This window comes from Spiribacter sp. 1M189, from assembly GCF_040838345.1.
Lineage (GTDB): Bacteria > Pseudomonadota > Gammaproteobacteria > Nitrococcales > Nitrococcaceae > Spiribacter > Spiribacter insolitus.
Window position 1 is genome coordinate 1,018,074 of record NZ_JBAKFF010000001.1, and the last position, 23,538, is coordinate 1,041,611.

The 23,538-nt window shown below is 64.6% G+C and carries 19 protein-coding genes; 12 read left to right on the forward strand and 7 right to left on the reverse strand.

Annotated features, from left to right (window positions below; genetic code table 11):
- Positions 1–64 precede the first annotated feature (64 nt).
- Positions 65–1,948, reverse strand: a complete 1,884-nt coding sequence (locus V6X30_RS05120) for a sigma-54-dependent Fis family transcriptional regulator (RefSeq protein WP_367983568.1) — start codon at positions 1,946–1,948, stop codon at positions 65–67.
- Between the two features lie 213 nt (positions 1,949–2,161).
- On the opposite strand from V6X30_RS05120, the gene exaC reads away from it, so the two are divergent.
- Together exaC and V6X30_RS05130 are read left to right on the forward strand one after the other, a co-directional pair.
- Positions 2,162–3,682 carry an acetaldehyde dehydrogenase ExaC gene (exaC, locus tag V6X30_RS05125; protein ID WP_367983569.1) on the forward strand — a complete coding sequence of 507 codons (1,521 nt, stop codon included), beginning with the start codon at positions 2,162–2,164 and terminating at the stop codon, positions 3,680–3,682.
- A 75-nt stretch (positions 3,683–3,757) separates the two neighbouring features.
- Complete coding sequence (locus tag V6X30_RS05130) at positions 3,758–4,111, forward strand: DUF779 domain-containing protein (RefSeq protein WP_367983570.1); 354 nt, start codon at positions 3,758–3,760, stop codon at positions 4,109–4,111.
- Here the strand turns inward: V6X30_RS05130 and V6X30_RS05135 are convergent.
- Positions 4,108–5,280, reverse strand: coding sequence for a pyridoxal phosphate-dependent aminotransferase (locus tag V6X30_RS05135; protein WP_367983571.1), 1,173 nt, complete (start codon positions 5,278–5,280; stop codon positions 4,108–4,110). The two genes, V6X30_RS05130 and V6X30_RS05135, sit on opposite strands and share 4 nt — an antisense overlap.
- A gap of 73 nt (positions 5,281–5,353) precedes the next feature.
- Between V6X30_RS05135 and gluQRS the strand changes: the two genes are divergently transcribed.
- From gluQRS to V6X30_RS05170, 7 genes are all read left to right on the forward strand, one after another.
- Complete coding sequence (gene gluQRS, locus V6X30_RS05140) at positions 5,354–6,259, forward strand: tRNA glutamyl-Q(34) synthetase GluQRS (protein WP_367983572.1); 906 nt, start codon at positions 5,354–5,356, stop codon at positions 6,257–6,259.
- 52 nt (positions 6,260–6,311) lie between these two features.
- Complete coding sequence (locus V6X30_RS05145; protein WP_367983573.1) at positions 6,312–6,506, forward strand: hypothetical protein; 195 nt, start codon at positions 6,312–6,314, stop codon at positions 6,504–6,506.
- Positions 6,496–9,438: an ATP-binding protein gene (locus tag V6X30_RS05150; RefSeq protein ID WP_367983574.1), complete on the forward strand. Its 2,943-nt coding sequence runs from the start codon at positions 6,496–6,498 to the stop codon at positions 9,436–9,438. The genes V6X30_RS05145 and V6X30_RS05150 overlap by 11 nt, the downstream gene beginning before the upstream one ends.
- Positions 9,431–10,765 carry a sigma-54-dependent transcriptional regulator gene (locus V6X30_RS05155; RefSeq protein WP_367983575.1) on the forward strand — a complete coding sequence of 445 codons (1,335 nt, stop codon included), beginning with the start codon at positions 9,431–9,433 and terminating at the stop codon, positions 10,763–10,765. The genes V6X30_RS05150 and V6X30_RS05155 overlap by 8 nt, the downstream gene beginning before the upstream one ends.
- 55 nt (positions 10,766–10,820) lie before the next feature.
- Complete coding sequence (gene acs / locus V6X30_RS05160; RefSeq protein WP_367983576.1) at positions 10,821–12,758, forward strand: acetate--CoA ligase; 1,938 nt, start codon at positions 10,821–10,823, stop codon at positions 12,756–12,758.
- 258 nt (positions 12,759–13,016) lie between these two features.
- The gene (locus V6X30_RS05165; RefSeq protein WP_367966918.1) at positions 13,017–13,283 is read left to right on the forward strand and encodes a DUF4212 domain-containing protein; all 267 of its coding nucleotides are present in this window, start codon (positions 13,017–13,019) and stop codon (positions 13,281–13,283) included.
- A 15-nt stretch (positions 13,284–13,298) separates the two neighbouring features.
- Positions 13,299–15,053 (forward strand): sodium:solute symporter family protein, encoded by a 1,755-nt coding sequence (locus V6X30_RS05170; RefSeq protein ID WP_367983577.1) that lies wholly within the window; start codon positions 13,299–13,301, stop codon positions 15,051–15,053.
- A gap of 127 nt (positions 15,054–15,180) precedes the next feature.
- Here V6X30_RS05170 and V6X30_RS05175 read toward each other — a convergent pair whose 3' ends face one another.
- Positions 15,181–17,085: a putative nucleotidyltransferase substrate binding domain-containing protein gene (locus V6X30_RS05175; protein ID WP_367983578.1), complete on the reverse strand. Its 1,905-nt coding sequence runs from the start codon at positions 17,083–17,085 to the stop codon at positions 15,181–15,183.
- A 120-nt stretch (positions 17,086–17,205) separates the two neighbouring features.
- Here V6X30_RS05175 and V6X30_RS05180 point away from each other — a divergent pair, with 120 nt between their 5' ends.
- From V6X30_RS05180 to V6X30_RS05190, 3 genes are read left to right on the forward strand one after another with little or no spacing between them, the layout of a single operon-like run.
- A complete protein-coding gene (locus V6X30_RS05180; RefSeq protein WP_367983579.1) occupies positions 17,206–17,580 on the forward strand; it encodes a response regulator transcription factor in 375 nt (124 codons plus the stop codon).
- 2 nt (positions 17,581–17,582) lie between these two features.
- A complete protein-coding gene (locus V6X30_RS05185; RefSeq protein WP_367983580.1) occupies positions 17,583–19,166 on the forward strand; it encodes a PAS domain-containing protein in 1,584 nt (527 codons plus the stop codon).
- Positions 19,073–19,654, forward strand: a complete 582-nt coding sequence (locus V6X30_RS05190) for a 3'-5' exonuclease (protein WP_367983581.1) — start codon at positions 19,073–19,075, stop codon at positions 19,652–19,654. The genes V6X30_RS05185 and V6X30_RS05190 overlap by 94 nt, the downstream gene beginning before the upstream one ends.
- A 93-nt stretch (positions 19,655–19,747) precedes the next feature.
- Here the strand turns inward: V6X30_RS05190 and pnp are convergent, their stop codons facing one another.
- Genes pnp through rbfA form a run of 4 tightly spaced genes read right to left on the reverse strand, consistent with a single transcriptional unit; the run spans position 19,748 to position 23,535 of the window.
- Entirely contained in the window at positions 19,748–21,859 is a 2,112-nt protein-coding gene (gene pnp, locus V6X30_RS05195; protein WP_367983582.1) for a polyribonucleotide nucleotidyltransferase, read from the reverse strand.
- Positions 21,860–21,892: 33 nt separating this feature from the next.
- Entirely contained in the window at positions 21,893–22,162 is a 270-nt protein-coding gene (gene rpsO, locus V6X30_RS05200; RefSeq protein ID WP_367966924.1) for a 30S ribosomal protein S15, read from the reverse strand.
- A gap of 44 nt (positions 22,163–22,206) precedes the next feature.
- Positions 22,207–23,145 carry a tRNA pseudouridine(55) synthase TruB gene (gene truB / locus V6X30_RS05205; RefSeq protein ID WP_367983583.1) on the reverse strand — a complete coding sequence of 313 codons (939 nt, stop codon included), beginning with the start codon at positions 23,143–23,145 and terminating at the stop codon, positions 22,207–22,209.
- Positions 23,146–23,154: 9 nt separating this feature from the next.
- Positions 23,155–23,535 (reverse strand): 30S ribosome-binding factor RbfA, encoded by a 381-nt coding sequence (rbfA, locus tag V6X30_RS05210; RefSeq protein ID WP_367983584.1) that lies wholly within the window; start codon positions 23,533–23,535, stop codon positions 23,155–23,157.
- Positions 23,536–23,538: the final 3 nt, after the last annotated feature.

A 23,538-nucleotide genomic window follows, 5' to 3' on the forward strand; every position in this document is an offset into this window, starting at 1 on the left:
CTGAAGCGTCAAAAATACCCATTTTGGCCGTGACTGGGAAATCTCGCGGTGTTGCGGCCCCTCGCTAGCCGTCCCCGCCGCGGCCGAGGCGGCGGTAGAGGGTGCTCCGACTGATGCCAAGCGCACGGGCCGCCGCGCTGTAATTGCCATCGTGGGCTGCCACCGCCGCCTCCATGCAACGCCGCTCGGCGGCTCGCAGGTCCCCGGACGCGTCCGCGATCGCCAACGAGGCCGGCGCCGCATCCGCCATCAGGGTCTCTGGCAAATCGCCGACGCTGACGGGCTGGCCCGGCTCGCGCAGTGCGATGGCCGTGCGAAGCACGTTGTGAAGCTCCCGCAGGTTGCCTGGCCAGTGGTGGTCCAGCAACCTCTCCCGGGCATCCGCCGACAGCTTCGCCCGTGAATCCTCGTTTGCAATGAACCGGTCGATCAGCGCCGCCAGATCCGCCCGTGAGCGCAGCGGCGGGAGCTGAATTCTCAGACCGCAGAGACGGTAATAGAGATCGGCGCGAAAGCGCCCCTCGGCGACCATCGCGGCCAGGTCGCAATGCGTGGCGCTGATCAGCGAGAAATCCACTTCGCGCGGCGCGCCCCCGCCCACCGGCAAGACGCTGCGCTCCTGGATGACCCGCAGCAGCCGGGTCTGCAGGGCCAGCGGCATATCACCGATCTCGTCGAGAAACAGCGTACCGCCATTCGCCTCCATGACACGGCCGTCAGCCCCGCTGGCACTGGCGCCGGTAAAGGCACCCGGAACGTAACCGAACAACTCCGCCTCCGCGAGCCCCTCGGGTATCGCGGCGCAGTTCACCGTCACCAGTGGCCCGTCGGATCGCGGACCGCGCTGATGCAGCGCCCGTGCGACCCACTCCTTACCGGTCCCGGTCTCCCCCTCGATCAATAGAGGGATCCCGCGGGCGAATACGCGATGCGCACGCTGCAGCGTCTCCGCGACCGCCGGGTCGCCGGCATGCAGTTCGCTGAACCGATCCTGGTCGCGTGCCCGATCCGTGTCAGTCAGAGGAACAGAATGTGCGGTGGCGTGATGCGTGGGCTTGATCACACGGACGCAGACGGTGATGCCACTCGTGGTGCGGATCATCTGCGAGATCGAATCACTCCTCAGGAGGTGCTCCAGTGATCCCTCGAACAGGGCCTCGAATCCGGTGCCCGGCGCCAGGTCGGCGAAATGCGAGCGTGCCACGGCATTCAGCGCGAGCAGCCGACCGTCACCATCCACCGCGGCAATGCCCTCGCCGAGAGTACCCAGGAGCTCCGGCCGGGCATGGAAATGCAGATAGATGGCCTCCGGGAACTCCGCCGCCAGCATCCGGTTCTCGATCATCCGGGCACCCATTCGAACGAGTCCGAGGGCATGCAGCTGACGCGCCGGCTGATCACCCGAGACGTCAAGCAGTCCGATGATTCCGCCGGCCGGATCACGGATGGGCGTTGCCGCACAGGTCAGGAATGTATTGCACTCAAGAAAGTGTTCCGGCCCATGAACGGAGGCACAGCGGCCTTCGGCCAGGGCAACGCCGATGGCGTTGGTGCCACGCGCCCCCTCGCCCCAGCACGCGCCGGGCGAGAGCGCCACCTGCTGGCTGCGCTCGCGGAAGCCCGGATCCCCCTGGCGCTCGAGAATCACGCCGTGGGCATCCGCCAGGAGGACCGCGCTGCCACTGCCGGCGATCTGCTGGTGAAGGTTTTCGAGCTCCGGGAGGGCAAATGCGATGAGCCGTTCGTTCTCGGCCCGGACGAGTCGCAGGGCGGCGGCATCGAGCACGGCGTCAGCGGCGCAGAGCCCCGGCGAGAGACCCGCACGCTGAACACGCTGCCAGGAGGCTGCAACCCCATCGGCGGCACCGGGCGGCGACAGGTCGCCCGCCAGCAGCTGGCGTCGGACATCCACCAACTCATCACGGCCGCTCAATGGCCGATCATCCATGGCCTCCTCCTCTGTCGCATTCTGCGACAGGTTGTCTCAACCCGGCACATTGGCCGGCGGACTCTGGCGGTCCGCTTACTGATCAGCATCGCCCCAAAAAACGCTCATGACAAGGGTAGGCGCGTTGGCAGGCCATGCTGGCCCGGATCTTGCCATACCGGAGGGTGTCGGCCCATTCATCGGTGCGACAACACGAACAACGGAGGAGAGAGCATGATCTACGCAAATCCCGGTAGCAGTGACGCCATCGTCAGCTTCAAGACCCAGTACGGCAACTTCATCGGTGGCGAGTGGAAGGCCCCGGTGGATGGCGAGTACTTCGAGAACCCCACACCGGTCACCGGCCAGACCTTCTGCAGCATCCCCCGCTCCAAGGCCGCCGACATCGAGCTCGCCCTGGACGCCGCCCACGCCGCCAAGGACGCCTGGGGAAAAACGCCGGTCGCTGAGCGCGCGGTCATTCTCAACCGCATCGCTGATCGCATGGAGGAGAATCTCGAGAAAATCGCGGTCGCCGAAGCCTGGGAAAATGGCAAGCCTGTGCGTGAAACGCTGGCCGCCGACATCCCGCTAGCCATTGATCACTTCCGCTACTTCGCTGGCGTGATCCGCGCCCAGGAAGGCACGCTCGGCGAGCTGGACAACGACACCGTGGCCTATCATATCCATGAGCCACTGGGCGTGGTCGGGCAGATCATCCCCTGGAACTTCCCGATCCTCATGGCGACCTGGAAAATCGCACCGGCGCTCGCCGCTGGCAACTGCATCGTTTTGAAGCCCGCCGAACAGACACCGGCCAGCATCCTGCTGCTGGTGGAGATGATCGCCGATCTGCTGCCGGCCGGCGTACTCAACGTGGTCAACGGCTTCGGCGCCGAGGCAGGCAAGGCCCTGGCCTCGAATCCGCGCATCGCCAAGGTCGCGTTCACCGGCGAGACCACCACCGGGCGGCTGATCATGCAGTACGCCTCGGAGAACCTGATCCCGGTCACCCTGGAGCTGGGCGGTAAGTCGCCCAACGTCTTCTTCGAGGACTGCTTTGCCGCGGACGACGGCTTCCGGGAGAAGTCGCTCGAGGGCTTTGCCATGTTCGCCCTTAACCAGGGCGAGGTCTGCACCTGCCCGTCGCGGGCGCTCGTACAGAAATCGTTCTACGGCGATTTCATGGACGCCGCCCTTGATCGCGTCAGCCGTATCAAGACCGGCAATCCGCTTGACACCGACACGATGGTGGGCGCTCAGGCGTCGCGTGATCAGCTCGAGAAAATCCTCGCCTACCTCGATATCGGTAAGCAGGAGGGCGCGAAGGTGCTGGCCGGTGGCGAGCAGCTTCACCCGGAGGGTGATCTGGCAGGCGGGTTCTATGTCCAGCCCACGGTTTTCGAGGGCCACAACCGCATGCGGGTCTTCCAGGAGGAGATCTTCGGGCCGGTCGTCTCGGTCACCGACTTCAGCGACATGGATGATGCACTGGCGATCGCCAATGACACGCTCTACGGCCTGGGCGCCGGGGTCTGGTCGCGCAGCGCGCATACCACCTACCGCATGGGCCGCGGCATCCAGGCCGGTCGCGTCTGGACCAACTGCTACCACCTCTACCCGGCGCATGCCGCGTTTGGCGGTTACAAGCACTCGGGTATCGGCCGCGAGAACCACCTCATGATGCTGGCGCACTACCAGCAGACCAAGAACCTGCTGGTCAGCTACAGCGAGGCACCGATGGGGCTGTTCTGAGTTCTGCACGCGCTAGGATAAGGCGTCGGCCGCGACAAGCGGCCGGCGTCTGCTCAACAGTCGGAGGAGAGTCTCATGGTGGAAAAAGAAGCCAAGGTCAGCGCCACACCGGCTGCGGAAGCGCTGGTCAGGGAGCTGCGGCAACGCCACGGCCCGCTGGTCTTTCACCAGTCGGGCGGCTGCTGTGACGGCAGTGCGCCGATGTGCTACCCCCGCGATGAATTTCGCATTGGCGCCCGGGACGTTCACCTGGGTGACATTGCCGGTGAGCCGTTCTACATCGGCGGCGATCAGTATGAACTATGGGCCCACACCAACCTGATCATCGATGTCGTCGAGGGAAGAGGCTCGGGCTTCTCGCTGGAGGCGCCCGAGGGCAAACGCTTCCTGACCCGCTCCGAGGTGTGTGGCGTGCCCGCTTCGCGCTAGCTGCCGGCGGCAAAGAAGGCGCGGATGCGTTCCACGGCCTCGGCGAGGCGGTCAGTGTCGGTGGTGTAGGCAAAACGCAGGTGGCGTTCCGGGGCAGTGCGCTCGAAGTCGAGTCCCGGGGTCACCGCGACGCCAGCCCGCTCCAGTAAATCCTCGGCCAGGGTAAAACTGTCATCGCACAGCGATGAGACATCGGCGTACAGATAGAAAGCGCCGGCGGGATCTCCCGGGATATGAAATCCCAGCGATCGAAGCGCTGGCAGGAGGAAGTCCCGGCGCTGACGGAACGCCTCGCGCCGGGATTCGAAGATCTCCAGCGCCCTGTCACTGAAGCAGGCAAGAGCGGCATGCTGCGCCGGTGTCGAAGCGCTGATGAACAGGTTCTGCATGAGCTTCTCCGCGACCGGCACCCATTCGGACGGAACCACCATCCAGCCCAGCCGCCATCCGGTCATGCCGAAATACTTCGAGAAGCTGTTGACCACCACCGCGTCCGGCGCATGCGCCACGGCCTGCGCCGGGTCCTCTCCATAGTGGAGGCCGTGGTAGATCTCGTCGACGATCAGACCGATGTGGCGGCGCCGCCCAAGCGCTGCAAGGCCCTGCAGGTCAGCCGCACTGGCCAGCGTGCCGGTCGGGTTGCCCGGCGAGCCAATCACCATGGCGGCCGTCGCATCATCGCAGGCTTCGGCCGCCAGACCCGGCGTGAGCTGGTAATCGGTCCCGGCATCCACCCGTACGGCTCGGGGCACAGCGTCCACCAGCTCGACAAAATTGCGATTGCAGGGGTAACCCGGGTCGGGCAACAGGACATTGCGGCCGGGATCGGCCAGCATGGCGAGTGCCACCACCAACGCGCCGCTCGCGCCCGGAGTGATCAGAATACGCCCGGCATCCACGTCCAGCCCGTAGCGTGACCGATAGTGGCCAGCGATGGCCTCCCGTAACGCCGGCAGACCCGCCGCCGGCAGATAACCGGTATGCCCGTGGGCCAGGGCCTGCTCACCGGCGAGTCGAACCGGCCCGGCGGTGGGAAAGTCCGGCTCGCCGATTTCCATGTGCACGATATCGCCGCCACGCGCCTCAAGCTCGCGGGCGCGGGCGAGCAGCGCCATGACATGAAACGGCTGAATGCGATGACTGCGGGCGGAAAGCGGCGGGAGCGACACGATGACCCTAAAGGTTGGCCCAGAAAACCGCAGTGTAGCAACCGTGGCAGCGGGATGACGCGGATGCGCTAACATGCCCACCATGAGCGGTGAGTCCTACATCGGGCGGTTTGCGCCGAGCCCCACGGGTCCGCTGCACCAGGGTTCGGTCATCGCGGCCCTGGCCAGCTACCTGGATGCCCGGGCCGCCGGCGGTACATGGCGGCTGCGGATCGATGACGTGGACAGCGGCCGTGCCCGTGACGATGCCGCAGCGGACATACTCCGTACGCTTGAGACACTCGGCCTGCACTGGGACGGCCCGGTCCAGTACCAGGCGCCGCGTCGTGACCACTACCAGGATGCCCTGGAGCGCCTGCGAGACGCTGGCCTGGCTTACCCCTGTGCATGTACCCGCCGCGAGATCGCTGCGGTCGCTTCGGTGGGCCCGGCCGGGATGATCTATCCGGGCACCTGCCGGGATGGCCTGCCGGCCGGGCGCGGCGCCCGTAGCTGGCGATTCGCCATGGCGCCCGGCGAACTGTCCTTCCACGATCGCCATGCAGGCGAGCAGTCACTGGAGCCCGCCTCCTGCATTGGCGATTTCGTCATTCGCCGGGGCGATGGCCTGCATGCCTACCATCTCGCCATGGCGGTCGATGACGGCGACCTTGGGGTCACTGACGTGGTCCGCGGCGGCGACCTGCTACCGGCAACCTTCCCGCAACTCGCCCTCCAGCGATCGCTTGACCTTCCGACACCCCGTTATCTGCATCTGCCGATCGCCGTCGGCCCCGGCGGCCATAAGCTGAGCAAGACCAATGGTGCTGCGCCGGCCGATCTGACCGATCCGGGGGGCACGCTCATGGACGCATTGACCTTTCTCGGTCAGGCGCCGCCAGCGGAAATCGCCGGCGCGCCGGTTGGGGAAGTGCTCGCCTGGGCAGTCGCCCATTGGCGGCCAGCGCATATCCCCCGATCTTCCGAGGTGCGGGTATAACGACAGCCGCGCGGCCTGTGATACCGTTGGTAACAGGTTGGGGAGGAGAGCAATGCCCAAACCGAGTGCGACCAACGGATCGGTCAGCCTTTTTCTGCTGGGCGTGGGGCTCGTTTTATTCGTCTCACCGCTCACGATCTGGTGGCTGGACCGAACACCGCCCTGGTACATGCCCTTCGTGGCATGGTTCGGATTCATCCTGCTGATCGCCCTCAGCATCGGCCGGCGGGGACGACATGACCTTTAGTCTCGCCGGGCTTTTCATCGCCGCGATCGCGTATCTGTCGCTGCTTTTTCTCATCGCCCATGCCAGCGAGCGGGGCTGGATTCCGGAGACCCTCGTCCGGCATCCAGCCGTCTATGTACTCTCGCTCGGTGTCTACGCCACCACCTGGAGTTACTACGGCAGCGTCGGGTTTGCGGCCAACGCCGGCCTCACCTACGCCACGATCTACATCGGGGTCACCCTCGCCTTCGCCCTGACGCCGGTACTGCTGATGCCACTCCTGCGGCTTACCCGCCGCCATCAGCTCACATCCATTGCCGATCTTTTCGCATTCCGTTTCGACAGCCGGGCCGCGGGGATTCTGGTGACGTTGATGCTGCTCACCGGCAGCCTCCCGTATCTGGCCCTGCAGATCCGGGCGGTGTCCGAATCCACGCAGGTGCTCAGTGGCGACTCCCCGCCCCATCTGGTGGCCGTGGTGTTCTGTGTCATGGTCACGGTATTCGCCATCATCTTCGGCGCGCGTCATGTCACGCCGCGCGAAAAACACAGTGGCCTGGTGGCTGCGATCGCTTTCGAATCGCTGGTCAAGCTTGCGGCGCTGCTGCTGGTGGCCTGGCTGGCCATCGAGCTTGCCTTTGGTGGGCCCGCCGGTCTCGGGGACTGGCTGGCGGACCACCCCGACCGGCTGGAGGCCTTCCATGCAGGCGCCGACGCCCCGGAGTGGACCGGTCTGATCTTCCTCGCCTTCGCCGCGGCATTTCTCCTGCCCCGGCAGTTTCACATGCTCTTCACCGAAAACCTCCAGGACCAGGGACTACGCACGGCGAGCTGGGGTTTCCCGCTCTTCCTGCTTCTGCTGGCGACGGCCATCCCGCCCATTCTGTGGGCCGGGCAGGCACTGGGGCTGTCGACGCCGGCGGATTACACCGTGCTCGGCGTTGCCGGCGAGAGCGGATCGGCGGCCGTGGTGCTGTTCACCTACCTCGGAGGCATCTCCGCGGCGAGCGCCATGATCATCGTCTCGACACTGGCGCTCTCCTCGATGTGCCTGAATCATCTGGTGCTGCCGGTGATGCGGATCACCGGTCGACAGGATCTCTACCAGACACTGCGCTGGACGCGGCGCGCGCTGATCGCGGCGGTCATCGCCGCGGGCTATTTCTTCTACCTGAGCCTCGAGCGGACCGAGGGGCTTGTCTCCTGGGGGCTGATTTCGTTTCTCGCCATGGCCCAGCTCGTCCCGGGTGTGCTGGCCGTACTCTACTGGCCCGGCGCGACTCGTCAGGGATTCGTCAGTGGCCTCGTGGCAGGTGGCGTCATCTGGGGCGTGGCAGGTCTGCTCCCGGCGCTCAGCACCATGGGTCCGATCCGCATCATTGGCCTGGATCTGAGCGTCGCCCAGTCGGCAGCCCATTTCGGCGCCCTCGCCTTCTGGTCTGTAGCCGCCAATACCCTGGTGTTCACCGCGGTTTCCCTGATCACCCGCCAGGATCCGCGCGAGAGCGAGGCGGCCTCTGCCTGCCGTGAGGTCAGCACCCGAATCCCCGCGGGTTCGGTGATTGCCGAGTCCCCGACACAGATGGTCGATCAGCTGGCGCCCGTGACCGGTCTGCCGGCCGCACGGGCCGAGGTCGCCAAGGGCCTCGAGGACCTGCAACTGGCCTGGACGGAAAACCGACCGGATCGGCTGCAGCAGTTACGCGAACAGATCCGGCGCAACCTGTCCGGCATGATGGGACCGGTTCTGGCGCGGGATATCGTCGACGAGTGCCTGCGGCTGGATGCCGACAGCCGGGGTGCCATTGCCCAGAACGTACGCATCATCGAAGAGCGGCTCGAACAGGCTCGGGGCGGATTCCGCGGAATCGCCGCGGAACTCGATGCCCTGCGGCGTTATCATCGCCAGATCCTCGAGGACCTGCCACTGGGAGTCGTGGCGGTGACGCCGGCCGGCCGGATCGCCCGCTGGAACCCGGCCATGCACCAGATGACAGCAATCAGCGCCGGTCGCGCACTGGGGCAAGCCGTTGCCGAGTTACCGGAACCCTGGGGTGAGTTACTCAAGGGCTTTGCCGACGAGGATGAAAGCCATGCCTACAAGCGGCCGGTGATGCTCGCCGGCGGCACGCGCTGGATGAGCCTGCACAAGGCCATGATCGGAGACCCGGCGGGTACCCTGAATGGTGACCGGCTGTTACTCATGGAGGATGTGACCGACGTCCAGCGCCTGGAGAACGAGCTGGCGCACAGCGAGCGGCTGGCCTCCATCGGCCGTCTGGCGGCCGGCGTCGCCCATGAGATCGGTAACCCCATCACCGGCATCGCCTGCCTGGCCCAGGAACTGCGCGAGGACCGGGCCGATGATCATGCCCGCCAGATACTCGAGCAGACCGAACGCATCAGCCATATCGTCCAGACACTGGTGGACTACGCGCATGCCGGTCGTGGCGAGGCCTCGACCCGACCCCAGGCCACGGCCCTGCGGCCGGTGGTGGAGGAAGCCGAGCGCCTGGTCCGGCTCAACCCCCGCTCCCGTGGGATCATTTTCAGCCCGGAGTTGCCGGGCGACGTTGCGGTCATGGCCGATCACCAGCGTCTCGTGCAGGTGCTGGTGAACCTCTACAGCAATGCCGTGGATGCCTGCGATCCCGGGGGGCGGATCGCCACGGCGGTCCGGCTGCAGCGCGACGCGGTCACCCTGCGTATTCTGGATACGGGGCACGGGATACCCTCTGGCATCCGCGACAGGGTGCTGGAGCCCTTCTTCACGACCAAGACCCTTGGCCACGGTACCGGCCTCGGTCTGGCGCTTGCCCAGAACATCATCACCAACTACGGCGGCAGTCTGCGCATCCAGCCACGACGCGGCCGCAGTGGCGGCACGGAGGTCATGATCCGCCTGCCACGCGCTCAGATCATCGACACGGAGGTTGAGCCAATCCATGGCTGAAGTACTCATCATCGAGGACGAGACCATCATCCGGGATGCCATCCAGCGCCATCTGTCGCGCCATGGCATGGGCGTGAGCACCGCCGAGTCGCTGGAGGAGGCACTGGACCAGGGCCCCCTCGCCAACCATGACCTTATTCTCGCGGATATTCGCCTGCCCGGGCGCAGCGGCATGGAGGTCATCGACGAGGCCGGGCCGGTCCCCGTGATCATCATGACCAGCTATGCCAGCATCCGCTCGGCGGTGGACGCCATGCGCCGCGGTGCCGTCGACTACATCGCCAAGCCGTTCGATAACGAGGAGCTCCGGCTGACCGTCGACCGGGCCCTGCGGGAGCATGCGCTGCAGCGTCAGAACGCTGCGCTGCGCGCCCAGGTCAATGCCGATTATCCGGTCAACGGCATCGTCGGTCGCAGCCCCGCGATGGGCCAGGTCTTCGAGCGTGTCGACCGCGTGGCGCCCACCAACACCACCGTCCTCATCCTGGGCGAATCGGGCACCGGCAAAGAGCTGGTGGCCCGCGCGCTGCACGAGCAGAGCAATCGCCGCGACGGTCCCCTCATCGCGGTGAATTGCGCCGCCATCCCGGAATCGCTGATCGAAGCGGAGCTGTTCGGCCATGAAAAAGGGGCGTTCACGGGCGCTGACGCCACTCGGGAGGGACTCGTCGAATCGGCAAGCGGCGGTACGCTGTTCCTCGACGAGATCGCTGAGCTCCCCGCCGCTGCCCAGGCACGGTTGCTGCGCGTGCTCCAGGAAGCGGAGATTCGGCGCGTGGGGGCATCCCACTCGCGGCAGGTCGACATCCGCCTGGTGGCAGCCACCCATCGCGACCTGCAGACACTGGTGAGCCGGGGACAATTCCGCGAAGACCTGTATTTCCGCATCAATGTCATGGAAATACGGTTGCCACCGCTACGTGAGCGCGGCGAGGATATACCGGAATTGGCTCGATTCCTGCTTGAAAAGGCGTGTCGACGTCTGAATCGTCCGGCGATGGAATTCAGTGAAGAAGCATTGAGGCAGATCATGGATCATGGCTGGCCAGGTAACGTCCGCGAGCTTGAGAATGTGATAGAACGCGCGGTGATCCTCGCTGATGGCGGAACTGTCACGACGGATGATCTGGCACTGCCGGGTCGGACGGCACCGGCCGATAACAATGCGCTGAACCTCTCGCTTGAGGATTACTTTCGGGAATTCGTGCGCACTCACGAGGGGGAACTCACCGAGACCGAACTTGCCCGACGCCTGGGCATCAGCCGCAAGGCGCTGTGGGAGAAACGCCAGCGGCTTGGAATCCAGCGTCGACGCCAAGCAGGATAGGGGGCGCGCCCCGATACAGGACGTTACATTCGGTAACCTAGGAGGAGAAAACGGCATGGCCGCAGAAAAACAGTATCCGGTACCGCCGGAGACCGCTGAGCACGCACTGCTCACCCGCGCAGAATACGATCGGATGTACCGGCAGTCGCTGGATGACCCGGACACGTTCTGGAGTGAACAGGCGGAGCAGTTCATCACCTGGTTCCGGAAATGGGACCGGGTGAGCAATAACGACCTCGGCAAGGGTCAGATCCGCTGGTTCGAGGGTGCCAGGCTGAACGTCAGCTACAACTGCCTGGATCGTCATCTGGAGACCCATGGTGACCGCAACGCCATCATCTGGGAGGGTGATGAGCCCGGCAACACCCGGCACATCACCTACCGCGAGCTCCATGAGGAAGTCTGCCGGCTCGCCAATGTGTTGAAGGATCGCGGCGTGTCGAGGGGTGACCGCGTGTCCATCTACATGCCGATGATCCCGGAAGCGGTGGTCGCCATGCTGGCCTGCACCCGTATCGGCGCGGTGCACTCCATCGTCTTCGGCGGCTTCTCGCCCCATGCACTGCGCGACCGGATCGAGGATGCCGACTGCCGGACGGTGATCACCGCCGACCAGGGCCTGCGCAGCGGTAAGCCCGTTCCCCTGAAGGAAAACGTGGAGAAGGCCATCGACGGGCTGGATACCGTCCACACCGTGGTCACGGTCCGTCATACGGGCAACGAGGTGAGCTGGAATCCCGATCGTGACATCTGGTACCAGGAGTCGCTCGCCGAGGCGTCACCGGTGTGTGAGCCCGAGGAGATGGATGCCGAGGATCCGCTCTTCATCCTGTATACCTCCGGCTCCACGGGCAAGCCGAAGGGCGTGCTCCACACCACCGGTGGCTACCTGCTCCAGGCATCGATGACCTTCAAGTACGTCTTCGACTACCACGATGGTGAGGTCTACTGGTGCACCGCCGATGTCGGCTGGGTCACCGGACACAGCTATATCGTCTACGGCCCGCTCTCCAACGCGGCCACCAGCCTGGTGTTCGAGGGCGTGCCGACCTACCCCGACGCCGGCCGCTTCTGGCAGGTCATCGACGATCACAACGTCAACATCTTCTACACCGCGCCAACGGCCATTCGCTCACTCATGGGCCAGGGCGAGGAGCTGGTGAAGAAGTACTCCCGGAAGAGCCTTCGCATCCTCGGCACCGTGGGCGAGCCCATCAACCCCGAGGCCTGGGAGTGGTACTACCGCGTAGTGGGCGACCAGCGCTGCCGCATCGTTGACACCTGGTGGCAGACGGAGACCGGCGCCATCATGATCTCGGCGCTGCCCGGCGCCATCGATCTGAAGCCGGGTTCAGCCACCCTGCCCTTCTTCGGTGTCGAACCGCAGCTGGTGGATAACGAGGGCAACATCCTCGAGGGCGCGACCGACGGCAACCTCTGTATCGCCCGTGCCTGGCCCAGCATGATGCGCACCATCTATGGCGACCATGAGCGCTTCATGAACACCTACCTCACCACTTACGCCGGTAAGTATTTCACCGGTGACGGCGCCCGCCGGGATGAGGATGGCTATTACTGGATCACCGGCCGCGTCGACGATGTGCTCAACGTCTCGGGACACCGTATGGGGACCGCGGAGATCGAGAGCGCGCTGGTGCTGCATGACGCCGTGGCCGAGGCCGCGGTGGTGGGTTATCCGCATGATCTCAAGGGCCAGGGCATCTATTGCTATGTCACGCTGGTCAAGGGCGTGGAGCCGAACGATGGGCTCCACAAAGAGCTCACCGACCTCGTGCGCAAGGAAATCGGTCCGATCGCCAAACCGGACGTGATTCAGTGGGCACCCGGTCTGCCCAAGACCCGATCCGGCAAGATCATGCGCCGCATCCTGCGCAAGGTGGCGACCAACGAGCTCGACAGCCTGGGGGATACCAGCACGCTGGCGGATCCCACGGTGGTGGATGAGCTCATCACCAACCGCGCCAATCAGTAGCGGATCCGATGACGGCGGCCGATTCGGCCGCCGTCGTTACCGTCCGTCACACTTCGACGTTACCCTTGGTAACGAATTCATGTCCAGGATCTGCACCGCGCGGGCAAGAGCCGGGACAATCGGGGATCTCGACGGCGACGCGGGATTGCACGATTCTTGCATCAGGTTAAGGCAGACGGACGCGGATTCGTCGTATAACAAGGCGGCAGGTCAATCGGACACTGCCACCGGTGTGACATCTGCAGGAGGAGCTAAAGCATGGCTTCAAGTAAGGAAGAGGCGGCAATCGCCTATTGGAAGGAGAACGTCAGACTGTTGATCACGCTGCTGATCATCTGGTTTGTCGTCTCCTACGGACTGGGTATCATTCTCGCCCCGGCACTCAACAGCATCGTAATCGCTGGTTACCCCCTCGGGTTCTGGTTCGCCCAGCAGGGCGCCATTTATGCGTTTATCGTCCTGATTTTCGTCTACGTGTTCAAAATGAATGCGCTGGATCGGAAATACGACGTGCACGAAGAATAACGAGGGGAATTCGACATGGATCTGGCACTCACTACCTATCTGATCGTCGGCGCCACCTTCGTGCTCTACATCGGTATCGCGATCTGGGCCAAGGCCGGCACCACCGGCGAATTCTATGTCGCGGGCAAAGGGGTCAACCCGATTGCCAACGGCATGGCCACCGCGGCGGACTGGATGTCCGCGGCTTCCTTCATCTCCATGGCCGGCCTCATCGCCTTCCTGGGCTATGACGCGTCGGTCTACCTGATGGGCTGGACCGGCGGCTACGTGCTCCTGGCCCTGCTCCTGGCGCCTTATCTGCGCAAGTTCGGGAAGTTCACGGTCCCCGAGTTCATCGGTGACCGCTTCTACTCCAAGACCGCCCGCGTCATCGCCGTCATCGCCCTGATCGTCGCCTCGATCACCTACGTGATCGGGCAGATGAAGGGCATCGGCGTCGCGTTCTCGCGGTTCCTAGAGACGAGCTACGAGATGGGGCTTTTCATCGGCATGGCGATCGTCTTCTTCTATGCCGTCATCGGCGGCATGAAGGGCATCACCTACACGCAGATCGCCCAGTACTGCGTCATGATCTTCGCCTATACCATTCCGGCGGTGTTCATCTCGCTGGCCATCACCGGCAATCCGCTGCCCCAGCTCGGACTGGGCGGTACCGTCTCGGATGGCACGTACCTGCTGAACAAGCTGGACAACATTCTGGTGGATCTCGGCTTCTCCCAGTACACGGCGATGAAGGGAAGCATGCTCAACATGTTCTTCCTGACCATGTCGCTGATGATCGGCACGGCGGGCCTGCCTCACGTCATCGTGCGTTTCTTCACGGTGCCGAGGGTGCGGGATGCCCGCCTGTCCGCTGGATGGACGCTGATCTTCATTGCCATCCTCTACACGACGGCCCCGGCAGTCGGCGCCATGTCCTTCTACAACCTGATCAATACGGTTCAGCCGGGCCCGATCGGGTCGGAAGACGGCAACCTCCTCTATGAGGATGTGCCGGGCTGGTTCTCGCGCTGGCAGGAGACCGGACTCCTCCAGTGGGAGGACAAGAACGATGACGGCCGTATCCAGTACTACGACTCGAATAACCCGGCCTTTGCCCCGACGGCTGCGGAGTACGGCTGGGAAGGCAACGAGCTGACCGTCGACCGCGACATCATGGTCATGGCCAACCCGGAGATCGCGCAGTTGCCCAACTGGGTGATCGCGCTAACGGTGGCCGGCGGCCTGGCAGCGGCGCTGTCTACGGCAGCAGGCCTTCTTATGGCAATCTCTTCGTCGATATCCCATGACTTGATCAAGGGTGTCATCAACCCGGGGATAAGTGAAAAGAGCGAGTTGTTAGCCGCTCGAATCGCCATGGGCTCAGCGGTCCTTGTAGCCGGCTACCTGGGTCTGAATCCACCAGGATTTGCGGCACAGGTCGTGGCACTGGCCTTCGGACTGGCGGCATCCTCGCTGTTCCCGGTCCTCATGCTCGGTATCTTCAGCCGCCGCATGAATAGTGCCGGGGCCATCGCGGGCATGCTCTCGGGCCTCACCTTCACCCTGATCTACGTGTTCACCTACAAGGGATGGTTCTTCATCCCGGGCACGAACACGCTGCCGGACACGCCGGAGCACTGGTTCATGGGTATTGGGCCACAGGCCATTGGCGCCATCGGCGCGTTGATCAACGTGGTTGTGGCCACCCTGGTATCCCGTGCGACGGCACCGCCGCCGAAGGATATCCAGGAGCTGGTGGAGAGCATCCGCGTGCCACGCGCGAGCTGAGACTGACGGTGCGGTGCGTCGATGGAATGACGCACCGAGCCGCTAAACTCGAAAGCCCCGGTCACCGTCAGGTGCCGGGGCTTTTTAATGGCGCGGCGGGGTCACTCGTTGGGACGCAGGGCCCGCCCTAGAGCTGAAAGCGCAGCTCGAGTTTTTTCTGTAGCCTACGGGCCTCGCGGAAGGCCTCCTTGAGAATCCGGCGATCCATCGGGTTGAGCTCATCAGGATCAAGCCGGTTGCCCATGGCCTCGCCCGCCGCTGCCTGACGCTGATGCTCCCGCATGCGCAGCAGCTGCACAAAGGCGAACGAGCGCTCGAAGGCCCCGGCATCCTCGGCACTGAGCACCCCGGCCTCTACAAGGCCACGGAAACGGGCCGGCGTATTGGATTCAACGATGCCGGCCTGCAGCGCCATGACCCGTGCCGCATCGACAAAGGGCGTCAGGCCCCGAACCTTGAGATCGAGCCGGTTGACGCCGTCATCGTCCTTGTCCGTTACGAAGTCGCGGAAGACGCCCAGCGGCGGTTTGATGGCGAGGCAGTTGCCCGCCAGGGTATGCAGGAAGACACTGTTACCGGCGGCGATTTCGACCACCCGCTGGTGAAGGGCCTCACCCGCGGCGAGATCGCCCCAGATCGGACGAAAATCGAAATAAATCGTGGAGTTGAGCAGGTTCTCCGGCGTGGCGCTGCCGACCATGCCGCGGAAGGTGTCCTCCCACTCGGCCAGGCTGAGGCAGAGATTGGGGTTGCTGGCCATGACATTGCCGGTGCAGAGCGTGAACCCGCAGGCATCCAGCACCTCATTGATACGCCAGGCCGTGGGCAGCAGGCGCTCCCGGACTGTCTCCGGCGACTCGGCACCCGGATCGAACAGGATGCCGTTATCCTGGTCCGTCACCCGCGTCTGCTCGCTGCGCCCCTCACTGCCGAAAGCGATCCAGGTGAATGGCACGCCAGGATCCCCCCGCTCTTCCAGCACCAGTTCAATGGCACGGGTGACCGTTCGGTCATTCAGGAGGGTGATGATCCGTGTGATCTGCTCCACGCCCGCGCCATGGGCCATCATGCTGTCAATCAGCGCGCCCACCTGGCTGCGGGCATGGACCAGGGCGTCAACGCCCTCGGCACCCGTGATCGAGCGGGTGAGGTGAACCAGATTGATGCGCTGGAGCGCGAAGATGTCCCGCTCGGATATCACGCCGGCAAGCCGTCCCGCATGATCGGTGATGATCATGTGCCGGATGCGATGCCGCGCCATCTCGACGATGGCCTCAAAGGCGTAGGTGTCGGTATCGAGGGTCAACGGATCGCCGGTCATGACCGTGCTGAGCGGCTCATCAAGGTCACTGCCCCCGGCCACCACGGCACGCAGGTCGTGCAGGGTAAAGATCCCCCTGGGACGGTTATCATCATCGGTGACCAGCACACTGCCCACCTTGCGCTCATGCATCGCCTCCACGGCCCCGCGTACCGGTGTACCCGGGGCGCAGGTCAGCGGGTCACCCTTCATGAGATCGCCAAGCGGCGTATCGAGGGTGGAATCGCCGCCTAGATTGCCGGCGGCATGCTGCTGGATATCCTGCTGGACCTGGTCGAGCAGGCTGCTCACGCCCCGCAGGCAGTAATCACGGAAAACGGCGCTCTCACTGATGAGATGCTCGAATGCCGAGCGCGCCAGCCGCAGACAGCGCACATTGGTGCCGGCCCGGTAGACCGTTCGCGTCGCCCGCTGACCGATCATCGCAGCCATGGGGAAGTTCTCGCCCGTCTCGAGCTGAAAGCGCTCCACGCCGGATTCGCCACCGCCCGGCCGCTCGGCATCGACCCGACCCTCAACGATCACATAGAAGTGCGGCGCCCGGCCCGCGGCCGGCTCGAGGATGACCGTCCCGGCGGTGTAGTCGCGGAGTTCGCAATGCTCGAGGAAGTATCGCTGGAGGCCTTTGGGTAGCCGGTCGAACGGGGCGTTATCCTTGAGGAACTCCCGGCCCACGGCCGTGGCATCGGTGCCCGCGTTGGCGCCAACCATGCGCGTCTCCTGGAAAAATCAGCCGCTTCGGTCGACAGAGTACCTCGACAAACCCCGACCGTAATAGCCTATACTGGAACTAAAACGAGGAGGAGGCAGCATCGCTGATGCTGGATTGTCATGTATAAGAATATTCTACTCGTGGATCACGAATCCAACCTCGCCACCGCCCTTCAGTTCCTGCTAGGCCATGCCGGATTCAATGTGACCCTGGCCGGCACCTATGCCGAGGCGGAGGCCGCTGCCGACAGGACGCGGCCAGACCTGGCGCTGATCGACGCCAGCCTGCCCGACCGCAGCGGCTACGATCTGTGCCAGGCCCTGGTGGCCCGACCGGGGCTACAGCATCTCCCTGTTCTCATGCTGACCACCCGCAGCCTGCAGGTAGAGCGCGAGAAGGCACTATCCCTGGGTGCCACCGACTTCGTCGTCAAGCCGTTCGATCCCGCGGCGATCCTGGGCCGGGTGCAGGAGCTGCTCCGAGAGGCTGCCTGAGGGTGCGGGCTTTCCGGCTCCCCCGGCTGCGAAAACGGCTCTGGCTGGCCATCGTCGGTCTGGCGACCCTGGAGCTGGTTGCCATCATTCTACTGGTACCGGTTCACCCCCTGCTGGCGGCCGTTGCCGGTGCACTGGGCACTCTGGGTGCCGGGTTCGTTATCGACCGACACATCGGTCGGCCCCTGGTGGCAACCGAACGTGGCGCCGGCATCATCGCTACTTCCAACCCCGGTCACCGCGTGGAGATAAACGGCAATCACTGGCTCGGCCGACTCCCGGAGACGGTTGAGAAGCTCGGTGGCGCTGTCGCCCGCAGCCGTCGGGAACTGGAAGAAGCGGCCGCCGCATGGACCACGCGAATCGAGGCCAGAAAGACCCGCCTGGAGACCATCCTCCGAGAGATCCGCGAAGGGGTGCTTGTCTGCGGACCCGACGGACGCATCAGCCTCTACAACCGAACCGCGCGCGAGCTCCTCAGTGCCGAGCCGGCGCTGGGCCTCGGCCGAAATATCAACGAGGTCCTCAACGAGGGGCCGCTGCGACACACGCTGCGCCTGCTCGAGCCGGGCGAGGGCGGGACCGAGGCAGCCGCCGATGCCGAGCTGGTCTGCGCAACGGCCAGTGGCGAGCGATTGCTGCGTTGCCGGGTGGCACGCCTTGTCACCGATGATCCCGATACCGCCGGCTTCGTGATGACATTACAGGATGTCTCACGCCAGACACGCTCTGCCCTGCGTCGCGAGCAGAGCCTGCGCGAAGCCGTGGAGGCCCTGCGCAACCCGTTGACGAGCCTCAACACCGCCAGTGAAAGTCTGCGACTGGCTCAGGCTGCCGACATGGCCGAGGACGCGGCGCGCTTCAGTGACATGGTCTGTGAAGAGACACAGCGACTGACCGCGGGCTTCAAGGCGCTCTCCACCGAGACCATGTCCGTCGTCACCGATAACTGGCGCCTGGAAGACGTTCATCTCGGCAGCCTGGTGGATGGCATCAAGCAGACCGGCGACAGCGCCGCCCTGCCACGCATTCAGTGTCGAGCCGACGTCTGGGTATCCGCCGAGCCGTATCTGCTCAGCCAGGTTGTTGAGGCCCTGATGGCGCGGCTCGTCACGGACCTCGGCGTATCGGCCGTCGCCCTGTCGGGACGCGAGGAAGGCAGCCTCGTCTATCTGGAAATGAACTGTCGGGTGACGTCGTTGCACCGGATCAGCTCGATGAATGGCTGGATGCCGGCCTCGAAGACGTGGGTGGGACCGTCACGCTGCGCGAGGTCCTGCAGCGACATGACACGACGGCATGGAGCCAGCCGGATCTGTCACGCACCGGTCGAGCGCTTCTGCGGCTGCCGCTGCCGGGCGCGCCAGAAAAGGTGCGCACCACCGAAATCGTCCCGGCGCGTCCGGAGTTCTATGATTTCGCTGTCGAGGATACGGAACCCGTTCGCCCGCTGGGCGCGGAGGCCGAAGCGAGCCTGGCAAGCCTGGATTACGTGGTCTTCGACTGTGAGACGACAGGGCTCGCCCCAAGCCAGGGCGACGAGATCGTTTCCATTGGGGCGGTCCGCATTCACCGTGGCCAGGTGATGCACGGCGAAACCTTTGAACTGCTGGCCAATCCGGGCCGACCCATTCCGGCGCTTGCGACAAGCATTCACGGCATCAGCGACGAGGACATCGCCGACGCCCCGCCGGTCGAGGAAGTCGTCCGGCGGTTCCATGCCTACGCGGGCGATGCCGTGCTGGTCGGTTTTAATATCGCCTTTGATATGCGCTTTCTGCGACTCAAGCAGCGCCGCTGCGATGTGCGGTTCGACAACCCCACACTGGATGCGCTGCTGCTCTCCATCCTGTTGCACGACCACACCGGCGAGCACACGATGGAGAGCGTAGCCGAACGGCTCGGCGTGGGTGTCGGCGGACGACATACGGCCTTGGGGGATTCACTGACGACGGCCGAGATATTCACCCGCCTCATCGAGCTGCTGCCGGGCGAATCCATCAGTACGCTTAGCGAAGCCATCAGCGCCCAGGAGCGGATGGTGGAATTCCGCCGCCAGCAACGCGCGTTCTGACAACCCACCCATCAAAAAGCCCCGGGGCATCCGCCACGGGGCTTTCCAGGCAGAGGCCGATCCGAGTCGGCCTGCGACGCGATGACGCCGGCGCTAGCTCTCGGCGCCCTCTTCTTCCAGCGCCTTGATGCTGAGCCGGATGCGGCCCTGGCGATCCACTTCGAGGACCTTGACCTGCACCATCTGGCCTTCCTTGAGCTCATCACTCACGCTCTCCACCCGACGGTTGGAGATCTGCGAGATGTGCACAAGACCATCGCGACCCGGCAGGATGTTGACGAAGGCGCCGAAGTCCATGAGCTTGATGACCTTGCCTTCGTAGACCTGACCGACTTCGACATCCGCCGTGAGGAGCTCAATGCGGCGCCTTGCCTCTTCGCCGGCTGCCTTGTCCACCGAACCAATCGTCACCGTGCCGTCATCGGTGATGTCGATGGTCGTACCGGTTTCTTCCGTCAGCTGGCGGATCGTAGCACCACCCTTGCCGATCACATCGCGGATCTTCTCGGGGTCGATGCGCAGCGTGATCAGCCTCGGGGCGTAGGCCGACATCTCCTCGCGGTGTTCGCCGATGACATCGTTCATGCGACCGAGGATATGCAACCGACCATCGCGCGCCTGCTCGAGCGCCCGCTCCATGATCTCGCGGGTGATACCGTTGATCTTGATGTCCATCTGCAGCGCCGTGACACCGCTGTCGGTGCCGGCCACCTTGAAGTCCATGTCACCCAGATGGTCCTCATCACCGAGGATATCGGTCAGGACAGCGAACTCGTCGCCTTCCTTGATAAGCCCCATGGCGATACCGGCCACAGGCGCCTTGATCGGCACACCGGCGTCCATCAGCGAGAGGCTGGTACCGCAGACCGAGGCCATGGAGCTTGAGCCATTCGACTCGGTGATCTCGGAGACCACGCGGACCACGTAGGGGCAGTCCTCCGGGGACGGCATGACCGCCTGAATGCCCCGCTTGGCCAGTTTGCCGTGGCCGATCTCCCGGCGCTTGGGCGTGCCCATGAAGCCCGTCTCACCCACGCAGTAAGGCGGGAAGTTGTAATGCAGCATAAAGGGCTCGCGGCGCTCGCCCTCGATGGCATCGATGATCTGGGCATCGCGGCCAGTCCCCAGGGTCGTGACGACAATCGCCTGCGTCTCGCCGCGGGTGAAGATCGCCGAACCGTGGGTGCGCGGTAGCGTGCCGACCTCGATGTCGATGGGCCGGACCGTCTGCTGATCACGGCCATCGATGCGCCGCTCGCCGCTCAGAATCCGGCCGCGGACGATCTTCTTCTCAAGGGTCTTGAAGGCCTCGCCAACCGCGTCGCCACTCCAGCCTTCGGTGCCTTCTTCGGCAGTGACAAGCTCGGCGTTGACCTGTTCGCGCACCACTCCGATGGCCTCCTGCCGGGCCTGCTTGTCGGCGATCCCGTAGGCCTCGGTGAGCGGATTTTCAGCCAGTTCACGGACTCGACCCGCGAGGGTTTCGTCAGCGGGCGCCGGCGCCCACTCCCAGCGCGGCTTGCCAGCCTCGGCAGTGAGCTCGTTAATGGCGGAAATAGCCGACTGCATCTGCTCGTGACCGTAGAGCACCGCATCGAGCATGGTCTGCTCGGACAGGCGGTCGGCCTCCGACTCCACCATGAGCACGGCCTGGTCGGTGCCGGCGACCACCAGATCGAGTTCGGAGTCCTCAAGCTGGCTGAACGTGGGGTTGAGGATGAACCCGCCTTCCCGATACCCGACCCGGGCGGCCCCGATGGGTCCCTCGAAGGGAATGCCGCTGATGGCCAGTGCCGCAGACGTGCCCAGCATCGCTGGAATGTCCGCATCGACTTCGGGATTCATGGAGATGACCGTCGCGATCACCTGGACCTCGTTGGAGAATCCGGCGGGAAAGAGCGGCCGGATCGGCCGATCGATCAGTCGCGAGACGAGTGTCTCCTTCTCGGAGGGCCGGCCTTCGCGCTTGAAAAATCCACCGGGGATCTTGCCGGCCGCGTAGGTACGCTCCTGGTAATTGACCGTGAGGGGCAGGAAGCTGCGCCCGGGCACCTCCTCACGCTTGCCCACCACGGTGACCAGCACGACGGTGTCGGCCATGTTGACGAGCACGGCGCCGGTGGCCTGGCGGGCGATCTTGCCCGTTTCGAGCGTTACGGTCTGTTCACCGAACTGGAAGGACTTCTTGACGGCGGTTGGAGTCACTGCAAATACACCCCTGGTCGGTTTCTGTTCGCCTTACTTGCGCAGGCCCAGTCTTTCGATAACGGACTGATAACGCTCAAGGCTCTTGCGGTGCAGGTAGTCCAGCAGCTGCCGGCGCTGATTGACCAGCTTGAGAAGACCGCGGCGGGAGTGATGATCCTGCTTATGGGTGGCGAAATGTTCGGTGAGATGCTGGATGCGGGCGGTCAGAAGGGCGATCTGGACCTCTGGGGACCCAGTATCCCCGTCGGAGCGTCCGTAATCACGGACGATCTCCTGCTTCTGCTGAGCGCTGAGTGACATCAATGACTCCTGGTTAACTCGCTGATTTAACAGAATGGGGCATTCTAGCCCCCGCTGCTTCGCTGAACAAGCAATCGCCGCGGCGCCACGGCGCCGTCGTCGTCCGCTCGACCGATACCGAGGAACGCTCCGGTATCGCTGTACACTCTCAATAGGGTCGCCGTCAGGGACTCGGGGGCGAGCGCTGTCGCCGGTGATACGGCCTGCCCCTGGCAGAAGGCCGGCGCTCCGCCTGCGGGGAGCACCGCGGCCGGATGATCGATAAGCGCCTGATCCGGCGGCAACAAGTGCTCATCCAACGCCTCGGGCCCGCTGGATGCTTTGTCCTCGAGATCCTCCAGCGCCCACATGACAGGCTCGCGGAAGGGCCCGAGGGCGGTGCGCCGCAGCGCCTCGACATGGGCGCCGCAGCCAAGGCATTCGCCGATATCCGAGACCAGGCTGCGGATATAGGTGCCCTTGGTGCAGTCCACGCGGAGTTCGATCCGATCCGGCGCGACCCATCGACCGGCGAGGCCGTGAATGATCACCCGCCGCGGCTCTCGATCCACAACGATGCCCTCGCGGGCGAGCTCATGCAGCCGGCGGCCCTGGTGCTTGAGCGCGGAGAACATGGGCGGAACCTGCTCAATCTCACCCCGGAAGCGCCCGAGCACCGAATCCAGCGCGTCGTCATCCAGATCGGGAACCGGCCGCTGCTCGAGGACCGTCCCATCGGCATCGGCACTGTCCGTGGTCACACCGAGGCGGGCCGTGGCCACATACTGCTTGTCGGCATCCAGCAGCCAGCCGCTGATCTTGGTGGCCTCGCCAAAACACAAGACCAGCAGCCCCGTGGCCAGGGGATCCAGGCTGCCGGTGTGGCCGGCCTTGCGGGCATCAAGCCAACGACTCACCCGACGCAGTGCGCGGTTGGAGGTCATGCCCGACGGTTTATCGAGCAGAAGGATCCCGTCTATCTGCCGGCCTTTCTTGCGCGCCATGCCGTCCGATCAATCAGTATCCGGCTCGGCTGCCCCATCATCGGGACGCACCTCGTCGATCAGCCGATTCAGACGGGCACCACGATCGAATACCGGATCGTAGTGAAAGCGCAGGGCGGGCACCGTCCTGAGCGAGAGGCGGCGGGCGAGCTGGCGGCGCAGGAAACCCGCAGCCCCGTTGAGGGCCTTCACCATTTCCCGCGACGCCGCCTCGTCCATGCCCAGCCCGGTGACATAGACCTCGGCATGGGCGAAATCGCGGCTCGCCCGCACCTCGGAGACGGTCACCGAACCGACCCGCGGGTCGCGGACCTCGTCACGAATCAGCTCGGCCAGCTCCTGCTGGATCTGATCCCCGACCCGGCGGGCGCGCGAAAAATCCTTCGGCATCGG

Bases quoted from the DNA above. Each gene is read 5' to 3' on its own strand.
- rpsO (WP_367966924.1), bottom strand. From the start codon at position 22,162: ATGTCACTCAGCGCTCAGCAGAAGCAGGAGATCGTCCGTGATTACGGA.
- exaC (WP_367983569.1), top strand. From the start codon at position 2,162: ATGATCTACGCAAATCCCGGTAGCAGTGACGCCATCGTCAGCTTCAAG.
- V6X30_RS05175 (WP_367983578.1), bottom strand. From the start codon at position 17,085: ATGGTTGGCGCCAACGCGGGCACCGATGCCACGGCCGTGGGCCGGGAG.
- V6X30_RS05150 (WP_367983574.1), top strand. From the start codon at position 6,496: ATGACCTTTAGTCTCGCCGGGCTTTTCATCGCCGCGATCGCGTATCTG.
- V6X30_RS05180 (WP_367983579.1), top strand. From the start codon at position 17,206: ATGTATAAGAATATTCTACTCGTGGATCACGAATCCAACCTCGCCACC.
- V6X30_RS05145 (WP_367983573.1), top strand. From the start codon at position 6,312: ATGCCCAAACCGAGTGCGACCAACGGATCGGTCAGCCTTTTTCTGCTG.
- truB (WP_367983583.1), bottom strand. From the start codon at position 23,145: ATGGCGCGCAAGAAAGGCCGGCAGATAGACGGGATCCTTCTGCTCGAT.
- V6X30_RS05120 (WP_367983568.1), bottom strand. From the start codon at position 1,948: ATGGATGATCGGCCATTGAGCGGCCGTGATGAGTTGGTGGATGTCCGA.
- rbfA (WP_367983584.1), bottom strand. From the start codon at position 23,535: ATGCCGAAGGATTTTTCGCGCGCCCGCCGGGTCGGGGATCAGATCCAG.
- V6X30_RS05165 (WP_367966918.1), top strand. From the start codon at position 13,017: ATGGCTTCAAGTAAGGAAGAGGCGGCAATCGCCTATTGGAAGGAGAAC.
- V6X30_RS05155 (WP_367983575.1), top strand. From the start codon at position 9,431: ATGGCTGAAGTACTCATCATCGAGGACGAGACCATCATCCGGGATGCC.
- gluQRS (WP_367983572.1), top strand. From the start codon at position 5,354: ATGCCCACCATGAGCGGTGAGTCCTACATCGGGCGGTTTGCGCCGAGC.
- V6X30_RS05170 (WP_367983577.1), top strand. From the start codon at position 13,299: ATGGATCTGGCACTCACTACCTATCTGATCGTCGGCGCCACCTTCGTG.
- V6X30_RS05130 (WP_367983570.1), top strand. From the start codon at position 3,758: ATGGTGGAAAAAGAAGCCAAGGTCAGCGCCACACCGGCTGCGGAAGCG.
- acs (WP_367983576.1), top strand. From the start codon at position 10,821: ATGGCCGCAGAAAAACAGTATCCGGTACCGCCGGAGACCGCTGAGCAC.